The organism is Rhizobium aethiopicum, assembly GCF_014197535.1.
In the GTDB taxonomy this organism is placed as follows: domain Bacteria; phylum Pseudomonadota; class Alphaproteobacteria; order Rhizobiales; family Rhizobiaceae; genus Rhizobium; species Rhizobium aethiopicum_A.
Map to the genome: position 1 here is coordinate 1 of NZ_JACIFV010000049.1, position 22,438 is coordinate 22,438.

Here is a 22,438-nt window from a genome sequence, read left to right on the forward strand (position 1 = left end):
ATGCTAGGCGTAAAGCGCATGCTCCGTTCCTTTTTCTGAGTCTCGACAACCAGAAAATAGACGGAAAACCTCCGTCTGACGGGGCATGCGCCTGCAGCATTTCGATTCACCCAGAACTTTCCCCGGACAGCCCTGCATCATCGGGGAGAAGGTGCCGGCAGGCGGATGAGGGGGCCACGCGGCACGCCTGTCCCGCGCGCACCGCGAAGTGTCCGATATATGGGCGAGACCATATTAGTGCGATCGAAGCCCGCATGAATATTGTGAGGAAAGACCGGCATTTTCGGCCCCCTCATCCGACCCTTCGGGCTACCTTCTCCCCGCTGCGATGGGGAGAAGAGGGAGTCGCAAGGCTGCGGCATATGTCCCTTGGCCGTCAAGCGGGGCCTGAACGACACGACATTCCCCGTTTTCGCGGCACAAGGATCAAATTTAACCTTTCTTAGCAAGTCTCTGTTAGCAATTCGAAATGGCGATTTTTCTCCAGAGGGAATGTTGCCGTCGACCTTTGTTTTGCGTGCAGGTTCTCATGCGTCCATCGGCTTTGCCAGCAATCCTCCTCGCCACCCTGATCCTGTCGGGATGCGCCGCAAGCTCCGGCGCCGAAGATGTGCTCACCCCTGTGCCGTCGGCAGAAACGACCAATGCGATCACCAAACCAAGCGGCCCGATCCCGGCTGCGGTCGTAGGCGATGCTGCCCCGCAGGCCAGCGCGCCGCAGCAGGCGTTGAGCTGGACCGGGTCGGTTCCGGAGCCCCAGGCGCTCGTGCCCGCAGACAGGCCGGTCGGCATGCCGATGCCGACGGAACGGCCGGTGGCGATGCTTATGCCCGCTGACCCGGGGATCGATCCGGATGCCGGCCCGAAATCACCGACGCGCTCGCGAATTTACGGCCACCGCTTCCGCGATGCCAAACCGATCAATTTCGGCAGGACTTCGCCGAGAAAGCTTGCCGTGCATGGCGTCGACGTCTCACGCTGGCAGGGCGAGATCGACTGGGAAACTTTGCGCCAGCAGGGGGCCAACTTCGTCTACATCAAGGCAACGGATGGCGGCGATCACCTCGATCCGATGTTCAAGAAAAATTGGCGCCGCGCCAGGGAAGCCGGCCTGAAACACGGTGCCTATCACTTCTTCTACTGGTGCCGGACAGCCGGCGAACAGGCCGACTGGTTCATCCGCAACGTTCCGAAGGAAGCCAACGCGCTTCCGCCCGTCATCGACGTCGAGTGGAACGGTGAGTCGAGCTGCAAGCGCCGCATCTCCCCGGCCCGCGTCCGGGAAAAGATGCAGGTCTTCATGGACAAGCTCGAGCGTCATTACGGCCAGCGCCCGATCATCTACACGGCGCCCGATTTCTATCGCGACAATCTGAAGGGTGAAATGCTCGATTATCCCTTCTGGCTGCGCTCGGTCGCCGCTCACCCGTCCAAGGTCTATCCCGGCAGGAAGTGGCTCTTCTGGCAATATTCCGGCTCGGGCCTCTCCGACGGCGTCGACGGCAAGATCGACCTCAATGTGTTCAACGGCAACGAAAGCGATTGGCACGACTGGGTGGCGTCGCGGTAGCGAAGGAACGCCTCCAGATCCCGCTCTGTGCCAACTCGGAGCAGATGCAGCGGCAGAACGCGCTCGTCTGCAGGTCTTTGCTAACGCAACGGCTTCAGCATTCCCTAAGCCCTTGCATGTACAAGAATTTCATCCAGTCCTGGGGAAACAGCGATGAGCATATCGGGTATTACGAGCACGGCGCTTTCGGGAATGCGGGCACAGACGGCACGGGTCGGCGCGATTGCCAGCAATATCGCAAACAGCAGCACATTAGGTTATGCCAAGCTGAGCACCAGCTTCACCTCCGTCGAACCAGGCGGCGTCCAGGCGAGCGTCAATCCGACGGATTCGGACGTCGATCCCGCCACAGAACTGACCGACCTGATCGAAGCCGAACAGAGCTACAAGGCAAACGCCGTGGTCTTCGAGACCGGCGCTGGTATGTGGGAAATGCTGATGAGCATCAAGCGCGACTGAGCGCCCGTATTTCACCGGGAGCTAGCCGGCTGAGAATTCTCGCCAGCGTGAACGGCTTAGGAATGCGCAGGCTCACTCTGACGCTGTGCGGCAAGGGCCGCGAGATCGGCGGGTTTCAGCTCGACGGATTCACCGCAGCCGCAGGCCGATGTCTGGTTGGGATTGGTGAAGGTGAAGCCTGAGCGCAGCGTCGTCTGCTCGAAACCCATTTCGGTGCCGAGAAGATAGAGCACGGCTGACGGTTCGACCCAGACCCTGGCGCCGTCGCGCTCGATCAGATCGTCCTTGGCATTTGGCTCTGTCACCAGGTCGATGGTATATTCCATCCCGGCGCAGCCGCCCTTCTTGATGCCCACGCGGACACCCTTGGCCTCCGGCCCGGAATTCTCGACGATCGCCTTGACGCGGGCTGCAGCCCCGTCCGTCATGCTCATCACTGCAAAGCCCATCGGCTTCATCTCCTTCCACAACCGGGGTCAAGATCCGGTGCTTCGTGAATCAAATGTAGTCGCCCGAGGTAAACGGATCAATACCGCGCGCCGTACTGCGTACTAGCGCAACTCAGTACCAGCCGACGGCGACCTGCGCCTCCTCGGACATGCGGTCCGGCGTCCATGGCGGATCAAAGGTCATTTCGACCTCGACGCCCGACACACCTTCGACGGCGCCAACGGCATTCTCCACCCAGCCCGGCATTTCGCCGGCGACCGGGCAGCCGGGCGCGGTCAGCGTCATCATGATCTTCACCATCCGGTCGTCCTCGATATCGATCTTGTAGACCAGACCGAGTTCGAAGATGTCGGCGGGGATTTCCGGGTCGTAGACGGTCTTCAGCGCGGCGATGACGTCGTCGCTGAGCCGTGCCAGTTCATCGGCCGGGATACTGGAATGCACGATGCCTTCGCGCACGTCGATCTTCTGTTCGCTTTCGTCCAGGCTCATCACGGGCACTCCTCAGGCAAAGAACTTGCGCGCATAATCCAGCGCATCGGCCAGGGCATCGACCTCGGCGCGGGTATTATACATGCCGAACGATGCACGGCATGTGGAGGTGACGCCGAAGCGTTTCAAGAGCGGCATGGCGCAATGCGTGCCGGCCCGCACGGCAATGCCCTGCCGGTCGATCACCATGGAGACGTCATGGGCATGGATGCCGGCGAGCTCGAAGGAGAAGATGCTGCCCTTGCCGTGCGCCGTCCCGAACATTCGCAGCGAATTGACCGATCTGAGGCGCTCGGCTGCGTAAGCAGCAAGATCGGCCTCATGCCGGGCGATTGCCTCGCGCCCGACCTTCTCCATATAGTCGAGGGCATAACCGAGCCCGATCGCCTGCACGATCGGCGGCGTGCCGGCTTCGAAGCGATGCGGCGGATCGTTGTAGGTGACCGCGTCCTCGGCGACTTCGAAGATCATCTCGCCGCCGCCCTGGAAGGGGCGCATCTGCGAGAGCCGCTCCTTCTTGCCATAGAGAACGCCGATTCCGGATGGACCGTAGAGCTTGTGGCCGGTCATGACATACCAGTCGCAATCAATGTCCTGCACGTCGACCGGCAGGTGCACGGCGCCCTGGCTGCCGTCGATCAGCACCGGGATGCCGCGTTCATGGGCAATGCGGCAGACCTCCTTGACGGGAACGATCGTGCCGAGCGCATTCGACATATGGGTGATGGCGACGAGCTTGGTGCGCTCCGTCAGGCTCTTCTCGAAATCCTCGATATGGAAGGCGCCTTCGTCATCGACCGGAACCCAGACCAGCTTGGCGCCGTGACGCTCGCGGATGAAGTGCCAGGGCACGATGTTGGAATGGTGCTCCATGATCGTCAGGACGATCTCGTCGCCTTCGCCGATCTCCGGCATGCCCCAGCCATAGGCGACAGTGTTGATCGCTTCCGTCGAATTTTTGGTGAAAACGATGTCGTTGACATCAGGCGCGTTGAGGAAGCGACGGACCTTCTCGCGCGCTGCCTCATAGGCATCGGTCGCGACATTGGAGAGATAGTGCAGGCCGCGATGCACATTGGCATATTCATGCGCATAGGCATGCGAGATGGCGTCGATCACCGACCGCGGCTTCTGTGCCGAAGCGCCATTATCGAGATAAACCAGCGGCTTGCCGTGCACCTTCTCCGCCAGGATCGGGAAATCCCGGCGGATGGCTTCGACGTCGTACTCAGTGGCCGGCACTATCTTGTCCATGGCATTTATCCGATCAGGCGTGCTTTTCGAGCCAGGCCGAAATCACGCTTTCCAGCGCCTCGACCAAGGCCTCGTCTTCCAGTTCCTCGACGATCTCGGCGACGAAGGCGTTGACGAGCATCGCCCGCGCCTTGTTCTCCGGAATGCCGCGCGCCATCATGTAATAGAGATGATTGGCATCGATATCGGTGACCGTCGCGCCATGGCCGCATTGCACGTCGTCGGCAAAGATCTCGAGCTCCGGCTTGACCGAGAACTCGGCGTCGTCGGACATCAAGAGCGTGTTGCAGGCCATCTTGGCATCGGTCTTCTGCGCATCGGGTGCGACCCGGATCATGCCCTGGAAGACACCCTTGGCGCGGTCGAAGACGACGTTGCGGATCACTTCGGTTGAACCGGTATGCGGGACGTCGTGGCCGAGCACCATCGTCACATCGGTATGGCTCTCGGCCCCGAGCAGGTTGATGCCGCGCAGCGTCAGATCGGCGCCCTCGCCCGTCACCTTGATATTCAGTTCCTGGCGCACCAGCTTTCCGCCGGCGTTGATGACGAACAGGCGAAGCTTGGCGCTAGCGCCGAGATCGACGCGGATCTGACCGAGATGCGTGTCATCGGCGCCCTGCTGCTGCAGGATGATCCAGGTCAACTCCGTCCCCTCGCCGACCGTGATGTCACTGACGTGGGATAGGAAGGCAGCATCGCCCGTCACCGCACGGTGGCGCTCGATGACGGTTCCCTTGACGCCGGCCCCGAAGGAAACCGGAAGACGCGTATGCGTCTGCCCGCCGGCATGGATGAACTGGATTTCCAGCGGATTTTCAAGCTCGGTTTCATCAGGCACGTCGACCACATAGCCGTCGCGCACGAAGCTGCCGTTGATCCGACCAACCGCATCGTCGCTGCCCAACGCATCGAGCCTTTCGACAGCGGAACCGTCGATCAGCCGTTCGGAATAGGCCGAAAGGCCAAGACCATCGACGGCGGCCTTCTGATTGGCATGGCCCTGGATGACCGCCAGCACCGAGGAACCGGCAACGACCGGCTCGAGTGCGTTGGAGCCGGCATCACCCAATTGCGCCGGTACGGCGCGCAGCAGGTTCTTGAGGTCGGTATAATGCCAGGCTTCGATGCGGCGCGTCGGCAGGCCGGCCTTCTTCAGGTCGTCGAGAAGCCGGTCACGCAGCGCCGTCACTGCACCATTGCCGGGCAGGTCGCCGATCTGCTGGTTGAAGGCCTCGATCAGCGCCGTTTCGGCCGCGGTGAGACGGCTCGTCGTCTGCATGTTCATGGACGTTGTCCTTTCCACCCGAACTCAGGCCGCCGCTGCGCCGATGATGTCGGCGTAACCGTTGGCTTCCAGCTCATGCGCCAAGGTCTTGTCGCCGGACTTGACCACCTGGCCCTTGTAAAGGACGTGGACGGTGTCAGGCACGATATAGTCGAGCAGGCGCTGGTAATGGGTGATGACCACGACGGCGCGATCGGGCGAACGCAACGCATTGACGCCGTCGGCAACGATCTTCAGCGCGTCGATATCGAGGCCGGAATCGGTTTCGTCGAGCACGCAGAGCTTCGGCTCGAGCAGCGCCATCTGCAGGATCTCGGCGCGCTTCTTCTCGCCGCCGGAGAAGCCGACATTGAGCGGCCGCTTCAGCATTTCGGTATTGATCTGCAGCTTGGCCGCAGCTTCCTTGACGCGGCGCATGAAATCAGGCGTCGTCAGTTCGTCCTCGCCGCGCGCCTTGCGCTGCTCGTTCATCGCCACCTTCAGGAACTGCATGGTGGCGACACCCGGGATTTCGACCGGATACTGGAAGGCGAGGAAAATGCCCTTGGCGGCGCGCTCGGATGGATCGAGTTCGAGAATGCTCTCGCCGTTATAAAGGATGTCGCCCTCGGTCACTTCATAGTCTTCGCGGCCGGACAGCACGTAGGAGAGTGTCGACTTGCCGGAGCCGTTAGGCCCCATGATCGCCGCCACTTCGCCGGCCTTCACCGTAAGATTCAGGCCACGGATGATCTCGGTGCCGTCTTCGGCGATGCGGGCATGAAGGTTTCTGATTTCAAGCATTTTTCGTTCCTGCGTTCCTCTGCGTAGCTCGTCTGAGCCTCGCGTAATTTCTAAGGGCATCGACATGTTGTGCTCGGCGCTATCGCCAAATGAAACGGATGACACGGAAAACCGCGACTGTTACGAGCCAAAGCCATTCGAGGAATTCCTGAATTCCTTCAATGATCTTCCCCGGTTTTCCATGCGCTGCTGGAGAAACACGTAAGGCTGCTCCGGCGGCTTTTCCGTTTCGTATCTTTGCTCGCGGGGGCGAATTTTCGCCAATATTTCCCCGCGCATATTCTCCAGACGTCCAAAAATACGCTTTTTGTCCGTCTCGTTCATATCAACCGACCGAGCCTTCCAGCGAGATGCTGATCAGCTTCTGCGCCTCGACCGCAAATTCCATCGGCAGTTCCTGCAGGACTTCCTTGACGAAGCCGTTGACGATCAGCGCGATCGCCGCTTCGGTGGGGATACCGCGCTGCAGGCAGTAGAACAGCTGATCCTCGGAGATCTTCGAGGTCGTCGCTTCGTGCTCGAACTGCGCCGTCGAATTCTTGGCCTCGATGTAGGGCACGGTATGGGCGCCGCACTTGTCGCCGATCAGCAGCGAATCGCACTGGGTGAAGTTGCGCGCATTCGACGCCTTGCGGTGGGCCGAGACCTGACCGCGATAGGTGTTGTTGGAAACGCCGGCGGCGATACCCTTGGAGACGATGCGGCTCGACGTGTTCTTGCCGAGATGGATCATCTTGGTGCCGCTATCGATCTGCTGATGGCCGTTGGAGACGGCGATCGAATAGAACTCGCCGCGGCTGTCGTCGCCGCGCAGGATGCAGGAAGGATATTTCCAGGTGATCGCCGAGCCGGTTTCGACCTGCGTCCAGGAGATTTTCGAGCGGTGACCGCGGCAATCGCCGCGCTTGGTGACGAAGTTGTAGATGCCGCCCTTGCCTTCCTTGTCGCCCGGATACCAGTTCTGGACGGTGGAATATTTGATCTCGGCATCGTCGAGCGCCACGAGCTCGACGACGGCAGCATGCAGCTGGTTTTCATCGCGCTGCGGCGCCGTGCAGCCTTCGAGATAGGAGACGTAGGCGCCCTCTTCCGCGATGATCAGGGTGCGCTCAAACTGGCCGGTGCCCTTCTCGTTGATGCGGAAATAGGTGGAAAGCTCCATCGGGCAGCGAACACCTTTCGGCACGAAAACGAAGGAGCCGTCGGTGAAGACAGCCGAATTCAGCGTCGCGTAATAATTGTCCGAGGTCGGCACGACCGAGCCGAGATATTTGCGAACGAGATCGGGATGCTCGCGAATGGCTTCCGAGATCGACATGAAGATCACGCCGGCCTTCTTCAGCTCCGCCTTGAAGGTGGTGACGACCGACACGCTGTCGAAAACGGCGTCGACGGCGATCTTCGGCTTCTCGACGCCGGCCAGGATCTCCTGCTCACGCAGCGGAATGCCAAGCTTCTCATAGACTTTCAAGAGCTCCGGATCGACCTCGTCGAGCGACTTCGGACCCGGCGCGCTCTTCGGCGCGGCGTAATAGTGGATGTCGTTGAAATCGATCTTCGGATAGTTGACGCGCGCCCAGGTTGGCTCTTCCAGCGTCAGCCACCGCCGATAGGCCTCGAGACGCCATTCCAGCATCCACTCCGGCTCCTGCTTCTTGGCCGAAATGAAACGGATGATATCCTCGGACAGGCCCTTCGGCGCCTTGTCCATTTCGATGACGGTCTCGAAACCGTATTTGTACTGGTCCACATCGATCAGGCGGACCTGGTCGATCGTTTCCTGCACGGCAGCCATTTCATTCTCCAATCTCGCCGGATACAAGGTCCGGCAGCTTGTAGCGCAAGGGCAAATCTCTTTGCCCTGATGTAAGAGGCCAAAAGGGACTTTTCAGCCCGATTGGCAAGCAGAAATTTGCGTTTCCGCAAGTTTATGATGCGGTCAAGCCGCCTCGCCCGCCGACCTGCGCCGGCAGGCGATCTTCGCGAAGGCGGCAATCGCCCTGTCGATATCCTCTTCCGTTGTGGAAAAGCCGAGCGAGATGCGCAGCGCCCCGAGCTTGGTGTCGCGCCCCATCGCCGTCAGCACATGGCTTTCGCCGACCTTGCCGGACGAGCAGGCAGAGCCCGCCGAAAGGGCAACGCCTTCAAGATCGAAAGCGATCTGCCCGGTCTCCGCCTTCAGGCAAGGGAGCGTGAAGAAAATCGTGTTGGCGACCCGCAGACCACTGGCGCCGTGAATGATGACATCGGGTGCGGCAGCGCGCATGCCGGCTTCCAGCCTGTCGCGCAGCGCAGCAATCGCGGCGTTCCGTTCCTCAAGATCCTGCAGTACGGTTTCCGCCGCAGCTCCGAAGCCGATCAGCGCCAGCGAATTCTGCGTCCCCGAGCGGTGACCCTTCTCCTGCCCGCCGCCGCGGATCAGCGCCTTCGGCATCAGCGCCTCGCCACGCGCGATCAGCGCACCCGCCCCCTTGGGCCCACCGATCTTATGAGAGGAGACGATGATGAAATCCGCGCCGATGCGCTCGATTTCGATCGGCAGACGACCGGCCGCCTGCACGGCGTCGACGACAAAGAGACCACCGTGCGCCCGCACAATCTTGGCCGCTTCTTCGACCGGCTGGACGATGCCCGTCTCGTTGTTGACGAACATGATCGCCACCATCGGAAGGCCTGTCGATGTGTCATGGGCATCGAGCAATGCGGCCAGCGCTTGCAGATCGACGATACCGGCGTCCGTCACCGGAATCTCGGTCGTGCGGTCCTTCGGGAATCGGCCTCCCTCACGTACAGCCAGGTGCTCGACGGCGGAAAAATAGAGGTGTCCGAGTTGAAGCGGCGTGCGGCCCATACGAAAATCCGGCGTCAGCACCAGATTGGCGGCTTCCGTCGCGCCGCTGGTGAAGATCACGTTGCCCGGATCGGTGCCGGCAAGAGTGGCCACCTTGCGCCGTGCGCCTTCGATGGCGGCGCGGGCGGCACGCCCCTCCCCATGCACGCTGTTCGGATTGCCGAATATGTCGATGGCGCGCATGATCGCCTCGCGTGCTGCGGGGTGCAGCGGCGCTGTGGCGTTCCAGTCGAGATAAAGGCGTGGCGGCGCCATGATCTTCAGTCCTGCGCTTGACGAGCTTGCTTCAGCGGCCGCGGTGCATTTTTCTTGAAATTTCCGCCGGGCTTGCCTTATGACACGTGCCACGACGCGTGGATTGCCATGCAAGTTTCGAATTGTTCTAAACTGCGTTTTAGAAAAGCTGACAACGTTAGTCAAGTCATGTTGTCGTCCAACGCAGCGCGAACGCGAAATAAAACCCGGAGTACCAATGCCCGAAGTTATTTTCAACGGCCCAGCCGGCCGTCTTGAAGGCCGCTACCAGCCCTCCAAGGAAAAAAGCGCGCCCATCGCGCTCATCCTGCACCCGCACCCGCAGTTCGGCGGCACGATGAACAATCAGATCGTGTACCAGCTCTTCTACATGTTCCAGAAGCGCGGGTTCACGACGCTGCGTTTCAATTTCCGGGGCATTGGCCGCAGCCAGGGCGAATTCGATCATGGCGCCGGCGAACTGTCGGATGCCGCCTCCGCGCTCGACTGGGTGCAGAGCCTGCACCCCGATTCCAAGACCTGCTGGGTCGCCGGCTATTCCTTCGGCGCCTGGATCGGCATGCAGCTTCTGATGCGCCGGCCGGAGATCGAGGGCTTCATGTCGATCGCCCCGCAGCCGAATACCTACGACTTCTCCTTCCTGGCGCCCTGCCCCTCGTCCGGCCTGATCATCAACGGCGAGGCCGACAAGGTGGCGCCGGAAAAGGATGTCAACGGTCTGGTCGAAAAACTGAAGACCCAGAAAGGCATCCTCATCACCCATCGCACCGTCGCCAACGCCAACCACTTCTTCAATGGTCAGGTGGAGACGCTGATGGGCGAATGTGAGGACTATCTCGACCGCCGCCTCAATGGCGAGCTGGTGCCCGAGCCGGCGGCCAAGCGGATCCGCTGACCTAGAGCACGTCCGCTAAACGCGGAAACGGAATGTAGATGACAGCCGCTATTTGCCGTGTTTCCCTGCGCCTTCGGATCAGGAGGTAGTGGTGGCACGTGCATTGAACGATGATCTTCGCAGTCGTGTTCTGGCGGCGTCTGCAGGCGCAGTGCCAGCGCGATCTGTTGCGGCGCGGTTGGGATCGGGATTTCGACGGCCTCCAGTGCGGAGAACTGCCGTGACTGGATTGCCTGCATTCAGCAGTGTCGACACTACGGCCGAGCCGACACGGCGATTTGCACCCATCACGATGTACGCCCATCACTGCACGGCGGCGAGCGCAATGCCGTCGGCGACTTCTTGACAGCGATCGGTCAGATTGGCCGTTGCGACGCGCAGATGGCTGCTCGGCAGTACCGAAAATTTCGCCCCGGGATGAACGGCAATGCCCCTCGCCGCCAGCGTGACCAGCGCAAACGGTTCCGAGGACACTGGGATCCAGGCACAAAGACCTCCTCCATGGGCAGCCTCGACGCCGCGCTCGGCGAGCGCGTCGATCAGTGCCGCACGGCGTTTGGCATAGAGGTCGCGCGCCCGGAAGAGCGTTTCGTCGGTCGCCGGATCGCGCAGTAGCCAGGCCGCCGCCGACTGCAGAATCCGGCTCGTCCATCCGGCGCTGAAGGCGCGGTAGGACTGGATCTGCTCAATCATTGCCCGCGAACCAGACAAGACGGCGAGCCGGAGGTCCGGCCCATGCGTCTTCGAGAAGGACAGGACCTGAATGACACGGTCGGGATAGAGTGCGCCGAGCGAGTGGCGCGGCGCCGACGAGATGTCGGCCACCCCGTCATCCTCGACAACAAGCGTATCGCGATCCTTGAGGATCACGCCCAGTTTTTCCATCCGCGCGGCACTGACGCTTTGACCGGTGACGGAATGAATGCGCGGCTGGAAGATGAAGGCGGCCGGCCGGTAGCTCATCGCATTCTCCAGCGACGTCGGCACCGGTCCCTCGCCATCGCACTGGACCGGCAGGATACGGACGCCGCGATCTTCGAGAATATCGAGAAGCCGCATGCCCGTCGGCATTTCGATCGCGACTGAAGCGCCCGGCGTCACCAAGGCATGGATCAGCGTATAGACCGCATTATAGCCGCCATTCGTCGCGAGGAATGCTTCCGGCTGATAGGGCCATGAGCGCCTAACCGCCTCTTCGAGCTCCGGGAGAATGCGGCTGCGCTGGTAGCTGTTTACATTCTCGGCATTCGCGCCATAGGCCATCGCCTCGGCAAGTTTCGGCAGCAGCCGGACATCCGGTACCGCTACCGTCAAGTCCAAAACGCCCTCGCCGTAATCACCGACGCTCGCCAGACGTTCCGGCTTGGCGATGAACCGGTCACCGGTCACCCACGTGCCATTTCGGCCGCGACCGCTGATGATTTTCTGCCGCCGCAGCTCGCTCCAGGCTTCCGAGATGGTTGCCGGGCTGACTCCCAGCGCAAAGGCGAGGTCACGGATCGCCGGCAATTTGGTGCCCACAGGCAGTGCTCCAGCCCTGATCAAGGCGCTGGTTTCGATCGCGATTCCGCGAATCGAACAATCCTTCAGTTTTTCAGCAAACCAGTTTGCGTCCCGTATATCGCTCATTTTTCGCGCCATTTTTAATGTTCAATAACGTAATAACATTTGATCAATCTGAATTGAACATTTACCCATTTCGAAAACAAGCTTTTTAAAAGAGAAATTCCGATGCCCCTGAAACTCCGCCTCGCCCTTCGTGACTGGGACTACATGACGCCGCTGGTTCTCGGTGACGTCTCGTCGCCGAAACTCGACATCAAGGTCGATCGTGTCGGCACACTGATCTCGCATGTCGGCAAGAGCGCGGACTATGATGCCGCGGAAATGTCTTTCAGCCGCTACGCGCAGCTGCGCATCGATGGCGACCAGAGCGTCATTGGTATTCCGAACTTCATCATGCGCGGCTTCCGCCATCGCTGCATCGTCACCACCAAGGACAGCAAGCTTCGTGAAGTCGGCGACCTTGCCGGCAAGCGCATTGGCGTCACCGGCTGGCGCGACTCCGGCAATACCTGGACGCGCGCCGCGATCCGCCGCGAAGGTGTCGGGGTCGAGGATGCTATTTGGTATGCCGGCCGCCTGACCGAGGCCCATCCGATAGTCGACCGCCTCGATGGTTTCGGCCGCCCCGGCCGCATCGAAGCCGCACCCGGCGAACGGCCGATGGTGGAACTCTTGAAGGAAGGTGGGCTCGACGCGATCTTCACGCCCTTCATGCCCGACGGCTATTTCGCCGGTGGCTCGCCCTTCCGCCAGCTGCTATCCGATTTCCGCGGTGCCGAACGTCGCTATTTCGACGACGTGGGCTACGTACCCGGTATGCACCTGATCGGCATCAAGTCCGGTATTGCCGCTGAACATCCCTGGGTGATCCAGGAACTCAGCCGCCTGATCGATGAATCGCAGCGCATGTGGCTCTCGAAGCGCCGCAAATATGCCGAGACGACGCCCTTCATGTTCGACGAGCTTTTGAAATGCGCCGTTGAACTGCCTGAAGGTTGGGACGCAAGCGGGTTCGCTGCCAACAGAAAGATGATTGCAGACTTCGCCGTTGAACTGCACGCGCAGGGCATCCTGCCGCGGCTGATGACGCCCGAAGAACTATTTCAGCTCGATATCGACGGCAAGCCGATCGCTGCAGCCGCCTGACACCGAAAACGCCAAATCAAAAAAGGGGAATGACCATGCAATTGAAGAAAATGACAATTCTTGCGCTCGCCGGCGTCATGCTCTCCGGAGCAGCCTTCGCCCAGGACGCAAGCCTGCCGAAGCTCTCGGTCAACGAAGAGCTGAAGGCCAGGCTGCCGGAGGCGATCCGTACTGCCGGCAAGATGATTTCCGTCAACAACGGCTCTTTCCCTCCCTATGAAATCGTCACCGGCACGGAGATGACCGGCGCCAGCGCCGACCTGACAGACGCACTCGGACAGATTCTGGGCGTCAAGATCGAGCATGAGACGGTCGGCGGCCTTCCGGCGCTGCTCGCCGGTGTCAATTCCGGCCGCTATCAGTTCGCTTTTGGCCCCGTCGGCGACTTCAAGAGCCGCGAAGAGGCTAATGACTTCGTCGACTGGGTCCAGGAATTCGTCGTGTTTGCCGTGCAGAAGGGCAATCCCAAGACGATCACCTCGCTCGACAGCGCCTGCGGCAACCGCATCGCCGTCATGGCCGGCGGTTCAGCCGAGAAGGTCATCCAGGTCCAGGCCGAGAAGTGCAAGACCGATGGCAAGGATCCGATCGAGGTTCAGTCCTTCACCGATCAGCCAAGCTCGATCCTCGCTGTCCGTTCGAAGCGTTCGGATGCGTTCTTCTCCTCCCAGGCGCCGCTTACCTATTTCGTGTCGCAGGCCAACGGCCAGCTGGAACTGACCGGTGTCGGCCAGAAGAACGGCTTCGAATCACTCTACCAAGGCGCCGTCGTTCCCAAGGGTTCGCCGCTTGGTCCCGTTCTGCATGACGCCGTCAAGCTTCTGATCGATAATGGCACCTATGCGACCATCATGAAGAAGTGGGGCCTCGAGAACAACATGATCAAGGAGCCGGGCATCAATCTCGGCGGGACGTTGCCGAAATGAGCACTGATATCAAGAACACCGCATCGCCGCCCGGCGATGCGGCAGCAAGGGATGTCGCGCACGCCCACAAGCCCTTTCCCGCCGGCCGTGTCGCGGCCTGGGTCGTCGTCCTGGTGATTGCCGCCTACTTCGCCTGGTCGGTTGCAGGAAACGAGAACTTCGGCTGGCCCGTCGTTGCCCAGTATTTCTTCGATCCCGTCGTGATCAGCGGCCTCTATGTATCGCTTGGCCTCACCGTCGTGGCGATGATCATCGGGATCGTCCTAGGCCTGCTGCTCGCCGTCGCCCGCATGTCGAAAGACCATCTGGCGAGTTCGCTCGCCTCGCTGTTCATCTGGTTCTTCCGCGGCACGCCGCTGCTCGTGCAGCTGATCTTCTGGTACAATCTCTCCACCCTTTTCCCGACGCTTTCGATCGGAATCCCCTTCTTCGGGCCAACCTTCGTCAGCTGGGATACCAATTCCGTCATCAGCCCGATGACCGCCGCCATTGCCGGCCTTGCTCTGAATGAATCTGCCTATATGGCAGAGATCATCCGCGGCGGTCTGCTCTCCGTCGACAAGGGCCAGTTCGAGACAGCCGAAGCATTCGGCATGACCCGGGCACGGGCGTTGCGCCGCATCATCATCCCGCAGGCGATGCGCTCGATCGTTCCGCCGACGGGCAACCAGTTGATCAGCATGATCAAGGCGACATCGCTCGTCAGCGTCATCGCCATGGCCGACCTGCTCTACTCGGTGCAGTCGATCTACAACCGCACCTTCGAAGTCATCCCGATGCTGCTCGTCGCCGTCGTCTGGTACCTACTCATCACCTCGGTGCTGAATATCGGCCAGAGCTATATCGAGCGCTACTACAGCCGTGGTGACCGCCGCACCGGCACCCTCAAGGCCGCGAAGGAGGCCGCCGTGCCGACGCCGGCACTTGCTGCCACACAGGAGGCAAGCCAATGAACGCGATCGCGACCATCGAACCGCTCGTGCGTGCCCGCAACGTGCACAAGTCCTTCGATCAGCTCGAAGTGTTGAGGGGCATAGATCTCGACGTCGCCCCGGGCGAAGTCGTCGTCATCCTCGGACCATCGGGTTCCGGCAAGTCCACCTTCCTGCGCTGTATCAATCGCCTCGAGACGATCAATCAGGGATCGATCGAGGTGGATGGCGAGCAGATCGGCTACAGCTTCCGCAAGGGCAAGCTGGTACAGCTCTCGAACCACGCCGTCGCTCTCCAACGCCGGAAAATCGGCATGGTGTTCCAGCAGTTCAATCTCTACCCGCATATGACCTCGCTGCAGAACATCATCGAGGCCCCCGTGGGCATCCACGGCGAAAGCCGCAAGGATGCAACGGAAAATGCCAGGCGTCTGCTCGAACGCGTCGGCCTGTCGGCCAAGGCGGATAACTATCCCCGCCAGCTCTCCGGCGGCCAGCAGCAGCGGGTAGCGATCGCCCGTGCGCTCGCCATCAAGCCGAAGCTGATGCTCTTCGACGAGCCGACCTCGGCACTCGACCCCGAACTCGTCGGCGAAGTGCTGGCGACGATGCGCGATCTTGCCAACCAGGGCCTGACGATGATCGTCGTTACCCACGAGATCGGCTTTGCCCGCGAAGCGGCCGACCGCGTCGTCTTCATGGACGGCGGGAAGGTCGTCGAGCAGGGCAAGCCAGAGGACGTCCTCGTGAATCCGCAGCACCTGCGCACCCGCAGCTTCCTGTCGCGCTTCATCTAGCGTGGCACTGCCCTTCACTCCCCTTTGGCCGCCTGCCGCGACAGCAGCGGCGGCCCCATGCAAGACCGGAACCGCCATGCCCCTGACGAACGACTATGCCAGCCTCTCGGATTTCGAGCCTGCCAAGGCAGAGCTGACCGCAATCCGCCGCCACCTGCACGCCAATCCCGAGCTTTCCTTCGAAGAGGCCGAGACCGCACGTTTCGTCGCCGAAAAGCTGGAAGCCTGGGGCTACGAGGTGACGCGCGGCGTCGGCGGCCATGGTGTCGTCGCCCGGATGACCGCAGGCAGCGGCAAGAAGAGCATTGCGATCCGTGCCGACATGGACGCGCTGCCGATCACGGAACAGACCGGTCTCGAGCATGCGAGCAAGATCTCCGGCAAGATGCATGCTTGCGGCCATGACGGCCACACCACTATTCTTCTCGGCGCCGGCGAATATCTTGCTCGGACCCGCCGCTTCAACGGCACTGTGACGCTGATCTTCCAGCCGGCCGAAGAGGCAGGTGCAGTCAGCGGCGCCCCGGCTATGATTTCCGACGGCCTGTTCGAGCGCTTCCCCTTCGACGTGATCTACGGCCTTCACAATCATCCCGGTGCACCTGAAGGAACCTTCCTGATGCGCTCCGGCCCGCTGATGGCCGCCGCCGATACGGCCGAGATAACGATAACGGGCAAGGGCGGCCATGCCTCGCGCCCTCATTTGACGATTGATCCCGTCGTCGTTGCCTGTCACCTGGTGGTCACGCTGCAGACAGTGGTGTCGCGCAATATCGATCCGACTCAGACAGCCGTGGTGACCGTGGGCGCGATCCATAGCGGCGAGGCTTCGAACGTCATTCCCGAGAATGCCAAGCTCTTGATGACCGTGCGCTCGTTCGATCCTGAGGTGCGCAAGCTTCTGGAAGCACGCATCCGCAAGCTCACCAAATCCGTTGCCGATGGCTTCGGCGCTGAGGCGGAGATCGACTACGTCCATGGCCATCCGGTCGTCGTGAATTCCGAGGCCGAGACTGAGTTTGCCTGGAAGGTTGCCGAGGAACTGGTCGGCGCCGACAAGGTGACAACCTGCGCTCTCATCCCGGGCAGTGAAGACTTCTCGCATTTCCTCGCGCACAAGCCCGGCGCCTTTCTGCGTCTCGGTAATGGCGTCAACTCGGCGATCCTGCATAGCGCCAAATATGACTTCGCGGACGAAAGTCTGGCGGCAGGTGCTGCTATGTGGGCGCGGTTGGCTGAACGCTACCTCGACGAATAGGCGACCTTTTGAGAGCCCATTGCATCGGCTTGACGGGCGACCACGGAGCCCGCAAAGCCCGTGTCGGCGAGATCCTCAAACTCTGCTAGCCACAGGAATGCGCCAACTACTTCGCGGCAGCCGGATATGACCTCGATTAAAATGGACGGGCCCTATAGCGCCGGCGTCTGCCTACCGTCATCGTCACGATGCGCCTGGCCTTCCCGACCGCATGCCGGCAGTCAACTCGAAAGCCGTGTCAAGCATTCCATCGATCAGGATCGGCGCGCGTTCACGCATGCCGATTTTCCTGAGGACTCGCTGCGAAGCAATGTTTTCGGGATGCGTGAAGGCGATGAGACCCGACGCGAACTTTCTTGCGAAGAACCAGCCGGCCAGCGCGCTCGCTGCCTCGGTTGCCAGGCCTTTGCCCCACGCCTCCTCGCGCAGAGAATAGCCCAGTTCGAATTCATCGCTCCCAAATCGCGAAATGCCGGCGCGACCGATGAAACTGACATCCGCGGCGAGAAGCTTATATTTGGTCGTGCCGTCGCGCGCCTGCTCCGCGAACCAGCCGTGCAACCGCTGCTCGGCCTCATCAAGACTCCAGGGAGCATTGCCGGGAAGATATCGTGTCGTCGCCAGGGTCGAGTGCAGTTGCCGCAGCAGGGCGGCATCGCCTTCGCCCCACATGACAAAACGCAGCCTCGGCGTCTTCAATATCAGCCTTTCGCTTGTCATGGCGTTGCCAGCACGCCGCCGCTGACGGGAGCGGCAACGCCCGTCGTGCCGGGAAATGTGAGCGGCAGCCCGTCCAGCGAGCGGACAGCGAGGTAGGCCCAGGCCTCGGCCTCCATCGCATCGCCGTCGAAGCCCGCAGCCTCGGCGCTCAACACGCTCGATCCCCCGGCCATCGCCGAGAGCTCGGCCATCAAGGTGCCGTTCAGCCGTCCGCCGCCGCAGACGATATAGGCCGAGGGACGTTCGGGCAGGAATCCGGCGGATTTGACGATCGATGCGGCGGCGACATGCGCAAGCGTCCGGGCACCGTCTTCGAGGCTCGCCTCATCAGGCCGAAGCGGCGCGAAATCGCCGCGGTCGAGCGAACGGCGGACATTGCCGCGGAAGAATGGGCTGTCCAGATACCGTTCCGCCAGGGCGGGGACGATCCTGCCGCGCCCGCCGATCTCGCCGCCGGGATCATAGGTTCTGCCGGTCTGCATCTCTATCCATTGGTCGATCAGCGTATTGCCCGGGCCGCTGTCGAAGGCCGCAATCCTGCCGTCGGCGCCGATATAGGTGAGGTTGGAGATGCCGCCGATGTTGACGAAGCATACCGCCTCTCCCGCCTGCTGGAATTTTCCCGCCAGTGCCGCGTGATAGGCCGGCACCAGCGGCGCGCCCTGCCCGCCATGCACCATGTCGTTGGCGCGCATGTCGTAGACCACGGGTATGCCGGTTCTCCGTGCAAGCTCTCGTCCGTCGCCGATCTGAACCGTCAATCCTTCGTCCGACCGGTGAAGCACCGTCTGGCCATGGAAACCGAGAACGTCGACGCCATTGGCAGCGAGCCCGAAACGCTCGAGGAATGCCCTGACGGCAGTTGCATGCCGCAGGGTCAGTTCGAGCTCGATCTCGCGAAGTTCCGCCGGCCGTTCGGTCCTGTCGCGGAGCGGCCGCGCCAGTTCCAGCGCCCGTTTGAGCCGTCGGCGAAAATCGGCCTCATAGGGCATGCCCAGGAACGGCCCGCGCTCAATGAAGCCGCGGCCGTCGGTCCTGATCAGCGCGACATCGATTCCGTCCATCGACGTGCCGCTCATCAGGCCGATCGCGGTTCTGACCACATCCATGAGGCTTGCCTCCCATGCGATTCCCGGATGCACTTTTGTAAAAACAGTGCTAAACGCGCCGCGACAGATCAACAACAACGAAGTTGCGTGAAGCCTCGTGGGCGCAGCGCAGGCACGAAGAGACGAAAGCCATGTCCGAGTTCAAGTCCGATTTCCTCCGCACGCTGAAAGAGCGCGGCTTCATTCATCAGGTTTCCGATGAAAGCGGCCTCGACGACCTGTTCGCGAAGGAGGTCGTGACGGCTTATGTCGGCTACGACGCAACGGCGACGAGCCTGCACATCGGCAATTTGATCTCCGCCACCATGCTCCACTGGCTGCAGGAGACCGGCCATCGGCCGATCGCGCTGATGGGCGGCGGCACCTCGATGGTCGGCGACCCCTCCTTCCGTGACGAGCAGCGCAAGCTTCTGACGCCGGAGGCGATCTCCACCAACATCGAAGGCATCAAAAAGATCTTCTCGCGCATCCTGCGCTTCGGGGACGGTCCGACCGATGCCTTCATGGTCAACAATGCCGACTGGCTGATGAAGCTCAACTACGTCGAATTCCTGCGCGACGTCGGCCGGCATTTCTCGGTCAACCGCATGCTCTCCTTCGACAGCGTCAAGCTGCGGCTCGATCGCGAGCAGTCGCTTTCCTTCCTCGAATTCAACTACATGATCATGCAGGGCTACGACTTCGTCGAGCTCAGCCGCCGCTACGGCTGCCGCCTGCAGATGGGTGGGTCGGATCAGTGGGGCAACATCATCAACGGCGTCGATCTCGGCCACCGCATGGGCACGCAGCAGCTCTACGCGCTGACGACGCCGCTTTTGACGACGAGCTCGGGCGCCAAGATGGGCAAGACCGCCTCCGGCGCCGTCTGGCTGAACGAGGACGTCTTCAGCCCCTATGATTTCTGGCAGTACTGGCGCAACACCGAGGATGCCGATGTCGGCCGGTTCCTGAAGATCTTCACCCGCCTGCCGCTTGCCGAGATCGCCAGGCTCGAGGCCCTCGGCGGCGCCGAAATCAACGAGGCGAAGAAGATTCTCGCCACCGAAGCGACCGCGATCGTCCACGGTCGTGAGGCGGCCGAAGCATCCGCCGAAACGGCCCGCACCACCTTCGAGGAAGGTCGTGTTGCGGAAAACCTGCCTTCGGTCGAAATCCCGGCCACCGAACTTGACGGCGGCATCGGCCTGCTCTCGCTGATGGTCCGCGCCGGCTTGGCCGGCTCCAACGGCGAGGCCCGTCGCCACGTCCAGGGCGGCGCAGTGCGCATCAATGACGAGGCTGTCAGCGACGAACGCCGCCTGATCGGCAGCGGCGAAATCACCGCCGACGGCGTGATCAAGCTCTCGCTCGGCAAGAAGAAGCACATCCTGATCCGCCGCGCGGCCTAGGTGGCTCCAAACTGAATGGATCTTGAAGCCGGCGCCCACCGCGCCGGCTTTTCCTTTGGCGCGGGATCAGTCGGCCCGCGATCGGTATTCCGCTTCGTCTTGTTTCGTCTCTCGAAGGAAAGGTGCGGGCGGATTGACCTCCGAAGCGGGTCGCACGCGCGACCACCAGACGATCGAGAAGATCGGCGGCGTCATCTTTGCGTCGAGGGGAACCAGCAGGACATGCTCGAAGGGGATGCTCTTCAGCGCTTTCAGCCGTCCGCCCTTTTCTGCAGAATCCGAAGCCTCGCCAACTGTCACGGCCATCATGGTCGCCGATAGGAAAGAGACTGTCCAGGCGCACTGCATGGCATCCTCCGACATTGCGCCGGCCGCTGCCGCAGCTGGCGCCAACACTACATCAGAATTCTCTAAAATAATCAAAGTATCAATGACCAGCCTGTCGCTATAGGTCGGAATTATCCAACTGGCCGCGCCACGATATCGCCATCCCGGAACCTTTTCCGCCCGACGGAATTTGCGACCAGATGCATTTGGAGCGCCGGCATGATCAACGACCTCTGGTATAAGAACGCCGTCATCTACTGCCTGTCCGTCGAGACCTTCATGGATGCGAACGGCGACGGCGTCGGTGATTTTCAGGGCCTGATGCGCCGTCTCGACTATCTCTCCGGCCTCGGCGTGACGGCAATCTGGCTCATGCCGTTCCAGACTTCGCCCGGTCGCGACGATGGCTACGACGTCTCCGATTACTATAATGTCGACCCGCGCTATGGCTCGCTCGGCGATTTCGTCGAGTTCACCCATGGCGCCAAACAGCGGGGCATCCGGGTGTTGATCGATCTGGTGATCAATCACACCTCGAAGGATCATCCCTGGTTCGAAGACGCCAGGAGCGATCCGCATTCACGCTATCGCGATTGGTACGTCTGGTCAGACAAAAAGCCTGCAAACGCAAATCATGGCATGGTCTTCCCGGGCGTCCAGAAGACGACCTGGACCTATGACGAAAAAACCAAGGCCTATTATTTCCACCGCTTCTACGACCATCAGCCCGATCTCAACACGTCCAATCCCGAGGTGCAGGCGGAGATCCTCAAGATCATGGGCTTCTGGATCCAGCTCGGCGTCTCGGGCTTCCGCATGGACGCCGCCCCCTTCATCATCGCCACCAAGGGCGCCGCGGTCACCAAGCCGGTCGAGCAGTTCGACATGCTGAGGAAATTTCGCGAATTCCTGCAATGGCGCCTGGGAGATTCCATCGTGCTAGCGGAGGCCAATATCCTGCCGAAGGACAATTTCGAATATTTCGGCGACGATGGCGACCGCATGCAGATGATGTTCAATTTCCAGGTCAATCAGACGCTGTTTTATGCTCTCGCCACGGCCGACACGCGGCCTCTGAAGAAGGCGATGGAGGCGACGAAGCCGCGCCCGGCGACGGCGCAATGGGGGCTGTTTCTTCGCAACCACGATGAACTCGATCTCGGTCGCCTGACGGATAAGCAGCGCGACGCAGTATTCGCCGCGTTTGGACCAGAGAAGGGCATGCAGCTTTATGACAGGGGCATTCGCCGGCGCCTGGCGCCCATGCTCGGGGGCGACCGTCGCAGGATCGAGTTGGCATACAGCCTGCTGTTCTCGCTGCCCGGAACGCCGGTCATCCGCTACGGCGATGAAATCGGAATGGGCGATGATTTGTGCCTGCCGGAGCGCAACTGCGCGCGCACCCCGATGCAATGGTCGACGGAACCGGAAGGCGGTTTCACCAAAAGCGCAAAGCCCGTTTCGCCTGTTATCAAGGACGGCCCCTACGGCTTCGAACATATCAATGTCGCCGTCCAGCGGCGCGACCCGAATTCGCTCTTGAACTGGACCGAGCGGATGATCCGGATGCGCAAGGAGGCTCCCGAGATCGGCTGGGGCGATTTCTCAGTGGTCGACACAGGTGACGACGGCGTACTGGCGCTGCGTTATGACTGGCGCGGCAATTCGGTGCTGATCCTGCACAACCTGCATCCGCATCCGACGGAAGTGACCTTCGATCCTGATGTTGGTGAACTCGGGCGATTGCTGATCGATATTGCCGATGGGGCAAGTAGCGAAGCAGACGACAAAGGGCGCCATACGGTCATGCTCGATGCCTATGGCTACCGCTGGTATCGGGTCGGCGGCCTCGACTATCTCCTCAGGCGGAAAGACATCTAGATGTGGAGCCTCAACAGGTTGTCCTGGGTAAGAGCGAGTCTGCTGATTGGTGGTTTTGAATTTAGGCTTCCGTGAGGCCTGTGCCAATTGT

General features: G+C 61.3%; 22 protein-coding genes. 10 read left to right on the forward strand and 12 right to left on the reverse strand.

Features of this window, described 5'->3' with window-relative positions; genetic code table 11:
• Positions 1–529: 529 nt before the first annotated feature.
• Both GGD53_RS30995 and GGD53_RS31000 read left to right on the forward strand, forming a co-directional pair.
• On the forward strand, positions 530–1,570 hold the full coding sequence (locus tag GGD53_RS30995; RefSeq protein WP_184460524.1) for a GH25 family lysozyme: 1,041 nt from the start codon (positions 530–532) through the stop codon (positions 1,568–1,570).
• Positions 1,571–1,723: 153 nt separating this feature from the next.
• Positions 1,724–2,029 carry a flagellar basal body rod protein FlgC gene (locus GGD53_RS31000; RefSeq protein ID WP_184460525.1) on the forward strand — a complete coding sequence of 102 codons (306 nt, stop codon included), beginning with the start codon at positions 1,724–1,726 and terminating at the stop codon, positions 2,027–2,029.
• Between the two features lie 56 nt (positions 2,030–2,085).
• On the opposite strand, the gene sufA is transcribed toward GGD53_RS31000, so the two are convergent.
• The 8 genes from sufA to GGD53_RS31040 form a co-directional block, all read right to left on the reverse strand.
• Positions 2,086–2,478: a Fe-S cluster assembly scaffold SufA gene (gene sufA / locus GGD53_RS31005; RefSeq protein ID WP_003586280.1), complete on the reverse strand. Its 393-nt coding sequence runs from the start codon at positions 2,476–2,478 to the stop codon at positions 2,086–2,088.
• A gap of 112 nt (positions 2,479–2,590) precedes the next feature.
• Complete coding sequence (locus GGD53_RS31010) at positions 2,591–2,971, reverse strand: SUF system Fe-S cluster assembly protein (protein WP_064705069.1); 381 nt, start codon at positions 2,969–2,971, stop codon at positions 2,591–2,593.
• 12 nt (positions 2,972–2,983) lie between these two features.
• Positions 2,984–4,225 carry a cysteine desulfurase gene (locus tag GGD53_RS31015; RefSeq protein WP_184460526.1) on the reverse strand — a complete coding sequence of 414 codons (1,242 nt, stop codon included), beginning with the start codon at positions 4,223–4,225 and terminating at the stop codon, positions 2,984–2,986.
• Positions 4,226–4,238: 13 nt separating this feature from the next.
• On the reverse strand, positions 4,239–5,513 hold the full coding sequence (sufD, locus tag GGD53_RS31020) for a Fe-S cluster assembly protein SufD (protein ID WP_184460527.1): 1,275 nt from the start codon (positions 5,511–5,513) through the stop codon (positions 4,239–4,241).
• A 24-nt stretch (positions 5,514–5,537) separates the two neighbouring features.
• Positions 5,538–6,296, reverse strand: coding sequence for a Fe-S cluster assembly ATPase SufC (gene sufC, locus GGD53_RS31025; protein ID WP_183700321.1), 759 nt, complete (start codon positions 6,294–6,296; stop codon positions 5,538–5,540).
• Positions 6,297–6,416: 120 nt separating this feature from the next.
• Positions 6,417–6,620, reverse strand: coding sequence for a hypothetical protein (locus tag GGD53_RS31030; protein WP_246717924.1), 204 nt, complete (start codon positions 6,618–6,620; stop codon positions 6,417–6,419).
• 1 nt (position 6,621) lies between these two features.
• A complete protein-coding gene (sufB, locus tag GGD53_RS31035; RefSeq protein ID WP_064802824.1) occupies positions 6,622–8,091 on the reverse strand; it encodes a Fe-S cluster assembly protein SufB in 1,470 nt (489 codons plus the stop codon).
• Positions 8,092–8,235: 144 nt separating this feature from the next.
• Complete coding sequence (locus GGD53_RS31040; RefSeq protein WP_184460528.1) at positions 8,236–9,402, reverse strand: cysteine desulfurase family protein; 1,167 nt, start codon at positions 9,400–9,402, stop codon at positions 8,236–8,238.
• 217 nt (positions 9,403–9,619) lie between these two features.
• Between GGD53_RS31040 and GGD53_RS31045 the strand changes: the two genes are divergently transcribed.
• Positions 9,620–10,297: an alpha/beta hydrolase gene (locus tag GGD53_RS31045; RefSeq protein WP_011425515.1), complete on the forward strand. Its 678-nt coding sequence runs from the start codon at positions 9,620–9,622 to the stop codon at positions 10,295–10,297.
• Between the two features lie 303 nt (positions 10,298–10,600).
• On the opposite strand, the gene GGD53_RS31055 is transcribed toward GGD53_RS31045, so the two are convergent.
• Positions 10,601–11,926, reverse strand: a complete 1,326-nt coding sequence (locus tag GGD53_RS31055; RefSeq protein ID WP_184460529.1) for a PLP-dependent aminotransferase family protein — start codon at positions 11,924–11,926, stop codon at positions 10,601–10,603.
• Between the two features lie 102 nt (positions 11,927–12,028).
• On the opposite strand from GGD53_RS31055, the gene GGD53_RS31060 reads away from it, so the two are divergent.
• The 5 genes from GGD53_RS31060 (at position 12,029) to GGD53_RS31080 (ending at position 16,922) form a co-directional block, all read left to right on the forward strand.
• Positions 12,029–13,009: a nitrate ABC transporter substrate-binding protein gene (locus GGD53_RS31060; protein ID WP_184460530.1), complete on the forward strand. Its 981-nt coding sequence runs from the start codon at positions 12,029–12,031 to the stop codon at positions 13,007–13,009.
• 35 nt (positions 13,010–13,044) lie between these two features.
• On the forward strand, positions 13,045–13,935 hold the full coding sequence (locus tag GGD53_RS31065; protein ID WP_184460531.1) for an ABC transporter substrate-binding protein: 891 nt from the start codon (positions 13,045–13,047) through the stop codon (positions 13,933–13,935).
• Complete coding sequence (locus tag GGD53_RS31070; protein ID WP_184460532.1) at positions 13,932–14,888, forward strand: amino acid ABC transporter permease; 957 nt, start codon at positions 13,932–13,934, stop codon at positions 14,886–14,888. Before GGD53_RS31065 ends, GGD53_RS31070 begins: the two co-directional genes overlap by 4 nt.
• The gene (locus GGD53_RS31075; protein WP_184460533.1) at positions 14,885–15,664 is read left to right on the forward strand and encodes an amino acid ABC transporter ATP-binding protein; all 780 of its coding nucleotides are present in this window, start codon (positions 14,885–14,887) and stop codon (positions 15,662–15,664) included. The genes GGD53_RS31070 and GGD53_RS31075 overlap by 4 nt, the downstream gene beginning before the upstream one ends.
• A gap of 76 nt (positions 15,665–15,740) precedes the next feature.
• Positions 15,741–16,922 carry a M20 aminoacylase family protein gene (locus GGD53_RS31080; protein WP_184460534.1) on the forward strand — a complete coding sequence of 394 codons (1,182 nt, stop codon included), beginning with the start codon at positions 15,741–15,743 and terminating at the stop codon, positions 16,920–16,922.
• Positions 16,923–17,105: 183 nt separating this feature from the next.
• Here the strand turns inward: GGD53_RS31080 and GGD53_RS31085 are convergent, their stop codons facing one another.
• Both GGD53_RS31085 and GGD53_RS31090 read right to left on the reverse strand, forming a co-directional pair.
• A complete protein-coding gene (locus tag GGD53_RS31085) occupies positions 17,106–17,642 on the reverse strand; it encodes a GNAT family N-acetyltransferase (protein ID WP_184460535.1) in 537 nt (178 codons plus the stop codon).
• Positions 17,639–18,751 carry an anhydro-N-acetylmuramic acid kinase gene (locus tag GGD53_RS31090; protein ID WP_184460536.1) on the reverse strand — a complete coding sequence of 371 codons (1,113 nt, stop codon included), beginning with the start codon at positions 18,749–18,751 and terminating at the stop codon, positions 17,639–17,641. The genes GGD53_RS31085 and GGD53_RS31090 overlap by 4 nt, the downstream gene beginning before the upstream one ends.
• A gap of 131 nt (positions 18,752–18,882) precedes the next feature.
• Between GGD53_RS31090 and tyrS the strand changes: the two genes are divergently transcribed.
• Positions 18,883–20,139, forward strand: coding sequence for a tyrosine--tRNA ligase (gene tyrS / locus GGD53_RS31095; protein WP_184460537.1), 1,257 nt, complete (start codon positions 18,883–18,885; stop codon positions 20,137–20,139).
• Positions 20,140–20,205: 66 nt separating this feature from the next.
• Here tyrS and GGD53_RS31100 read toward each other — a convergent pair whose 3' ends face one another.
• Positions 20,206–20,487, reverse strand: coding sequence for a hypothetical protein (locus tag GGD53_RS31100; protein WP_246717925.1), 282 nt, complete (start codon positions 20,485–20,487; stop codon positions 20,206–20,208).
• 198 nt (positions 20,488–20,685) lie between these two features.
• Here GGD53_RS31100 and GGD53_RS31105 point away from each other — a divergent pair, with 198 nt between their 5' ends.
• Positions 20,686–22,347, forward strand: coding sequence for an alpha-amylase family protein (locus GGD53_RS31105; protein WP_184460539.1), 1,662 nt, complete (start codon positions 20,686–20,688; stop codon positions 22,345–22,347).
• Positions 22,348–22,438 lie beyond the last annotated feature (91 nt).

Excerpts from the sequence above, each read along its gene's own strand:
- GGD53_RS31100 (WP_246717925.1), bottom strand. The coding sequence starts at position 20,487 with ATGCAGTGCGCCTGGACAGTCTCTTTCCTATCGGCGACCATGATGGCC.
- GGD53_RS31045 (WP_011425515.1), top strand. The coding sequence starts at position 9,620 with ATGCCCGAAGTTATTTTCAACGGCCCAGCCGGCCGTCTTGAAGGCCGC.
- GGD53_RS31065 (WP_184460531.1), top strand. The coding sequence starts at position 13,045 with ATGCAATTGAAGAAAATGACAATTCTTGCGCTCGCCGGCGTCATGCTC.
- GGD53_RS31015 (WP_184460526.1), bottom strand. The coding sequence starts at position 4,225 with ATGGACAAGATAGTGCCGGCCACTGAGTACGACGTCGAAGCCATCCGC.
- GGD53_RS31070 (WP_184460532.1), top strand. The coding sequence starts at position 13,932 with ATGAGCACTGATATCAAGAACACCGCATCGCCGCCCGGCGATGCGGCA.
- sufA (WP_003586280.1), bottom strand. The coding sequence starts at position 2,478 with ATGGGCTTTGCAGTGATGAGCATGACGGACGGGGCTGCAGCCCGCGTC.
- GGD53_RS30995 (WP_184460524.1), top strand. The coding sequence starts at position 530 with ATGCGTCCATCGGCTTTGCCAGCAATCCTCCTCGCCACCCTGATCCTG.
- GGD53_RS31055 (WP_184460529.1), bottom strand. The coding sequence starts at position 11,926 with ATGAGCGATATACGGGACGCAAACTGGTTTGCTGAAAAACTGAAGGAT.
- GGD53_RS31060 (WP_184460530.1), top strand. The coding sequence starts at position 12,029 with ATGCCCCTGAAACTCCGCCTCGCCCTTCGTGACTGGGACTACATGACG.
- GGD53_RS31105 (WP_184460539.1), top strand. The coding sequence starts at position 20,686 with ATGATCAACGACCTCTGGTATAAGAACGCCGTCATCTACTGCCTGTCC.
- sufB (WP_064802824.1), bottom strand. The coding sequence starts at position 8,091 with ATGGCTGCCGTGCAGGAAACGATCGACCAGGTCCGCCTGATCGATGTG.
- GGD53_RS31085 (WP_184460535.1), bottom strand. The coding sequence starts at position 17,642 with ATGACAAGCGAAAGGCTGATATTGAAGACGCCGAGGCTGCGTTTTGTC.
- sufD (WP_184460527.1), bottom strand. The coding sequence starts at position 5,513 with ATGAACATGCAGACGACGAGCCGTCTCACCGCGGCCGAAACGGCGCTG.
- GGD53_RS31010 (WP_064705069.1), bottom strand. The coding sequence starts at position 2,971 with ATGAGCCTGGACGAAAGCGAACAGAAGATCGACGTGCGCGAAGGCATC.
- GGD53_RS31000 (WP_184460525.1), top strand. The coding sequence starts at position 1,724 with ATGAGCATATCGGGTATTACGAGCACGGCGCTTTCGGGAATGCGGGCA.
- sufC (WP_183700321.1), bottom strand. The coding sequence starts at position 6,296 with ATGCTTGAAATCAGAAACCTTCATGCCCGCATCGCCGAAGACGGCACC.
- tyrS (WP_184460537.1), top strand. The coding sequence starts at position 18,883 with ATGTCCGAGTTCAAGTCCGATTTCCTCCGCACGCTGAAAGAGCGCGGC.
- GGD53_RS31040 (WP_184460528.1), bottom strand. The coding sequence starts at position 9,402 with ATGGCGCCGCCACGCCTTTATCTCGACTGGAACGCCACAGCGCCGCTG.
- GGD53_RS31090 (WP_184460536.1), bottom strand. The coding sequence starts at position 18,751 with ATGGATGTGGTCAGAACCGCGATCGGCCTGATGAGCGGCACGTCGATG.
- GGD53_RS31075 (WP_184460533.1), top strand. The coding sequence starts at position 14,885 with ATGAACGCGATCGCGACCATCGAACCGCTCGTGCGTGCCCGCAACGTG.
- GGD53_RS31030 (WP_246717924.1), bottom strand. The coding sequence starts at position 6,620 with ATGAACGAGACGGACAAAAAGCGTATTTTTGGACGTCTGGAGAATATG.
- GGD53_RS31080 (WP_184460534.1), top strand. The coding sequence starts at position 15,741 with ATGCCCCTGACGAACGACTATGCCAGCCTCTCGGATTTCGAGCCTGCC.